At 66.2% G+C, this 1,315-nt stretch carries 1 protein-coding gene; it reads left to right on the forward strand.

All coding sequences use genetic code 11. From position 1 onward, the window contains the following. On the forward strand, window positions 1-957 hold a 957-nt coding region (locus NKH17_RS33290), incomplete at its 5' end, for an IS91 family transposase (protein WP_352973539.1). Window positions 958-1,315 lie beyond the last annotated feature (358 nt).

The raw sequence follows: 1,315 nt of genomic DNA on the forward strand, positions 1-1,315 counted from the left end.
CGGCAGGCTGAGCTGCTGCCGGTCCCATACTTCCACGTGGTCTTCACCGTCCCGGCCCAGATCGCTGAGATCGCCTTCCAGAACAAGGCGGCGGTCTATACGATCCTGTTCAAGGCCGCATCCGAAGCCTTGAGGGTGGCGGCGGCCGATCCCAGGCATCTGGGCGCCGAGATCGGCATGGTGGCCGTGCTTCATACTTGGGGTCAAAATCTCCACCATCATCCGCATGTCCACTGCGTCGTGCCGGGCGGCGGCCTGTCGCTCGAGCCTGCCACGGCGAAGGCCGGGGACCAGCGATGGATCGCCTGCCGGCCGGGATTTTTCCTGCCCGTGCGGGTTCTGTCGCGCCTGTTCAGGCGGCTATTCCTGGAGCGCCTGCAGGACGCCTTCGACGCCGGCCAGCTTCGCTTCTTCAGCGATCTCGCCAGCCTGGCCGACCCTGCCACTTTCTGCGCCCAACTGGCTGGACTGAAGCGGATCGAATGGGTCGTCTACGCCAAGCCCCCGTTCGGCGGTCCCGAACAGGTTCTCGCCTATCTGGGCCGCTACACCCATCGCGTCGCCATCGCCAACAGCCGCCTCGTGAGCCTGGACCAGGGAAAGGTCAGCTTCCGCTGGAAGGACTATCGCCACCACGACAAGTCCAAGCACAAGCTCATGACCTTAAGCGCCGACGAGTTCATCCGGCGCTTCCTGCTGCACGCTCTTCCAGACGGATTCCATCGCATCCGCCATTACGGCCTCCTCGCCAACGGCCACCGCGTCGCCAAGCTCGCCCAGTGCCGTCTTCTTCTGGCGGCGCCCACGCCGCTGACGCCGGACCCGACCGCCGACTATCGCCAGCGTTACCGCTGTCTCACAGGGCGCTCCCTGAACATCTGTCCGGGCTGCGGCGGCGCCATGGCCTCGCTCGGCCCGATCCCGCGCAAGGCCCCGACCTGGCCAGACACCTCATGACACGCTACGCACCGACACGCTCGCACCGTCCATCCCGGCGTCTGCTACAGTCGCCGAAGGGCCTTTGCGCGCCGCTAGTCAAAGTCGCAGCCTGGCTGTCGCCAGCAACGCTGCACCTCAGCGTCAACGACCCAATGGCGCCGTCTCGCGCGTCGCAGATGGTCCTGCATCGCGACGACGGGCGACCGCCAAGAGCGATCGGCGAGCCCGCTCCGGCGCCTCGGACACATGTCGAGCCCTAAATCCCCATAGCCCCGCCCGCCATCCCGCGGTTCAGTTCAATCAGGCTTCAATGTAGTCGCGACCCGTGCGAGCCCGTACCATCGCGCCCGCGACCACACAGAACCCTCCAGATTCA

The organism is Mesorhizobium sp. M1334 (genome assembly GCF_040317995.1).
Classification (GTDB): Bacteria; Pseudomonadota; Alphaproteobacteria; order Rhizobiales; family Rhizobiaceae; genus Mesorhizobium.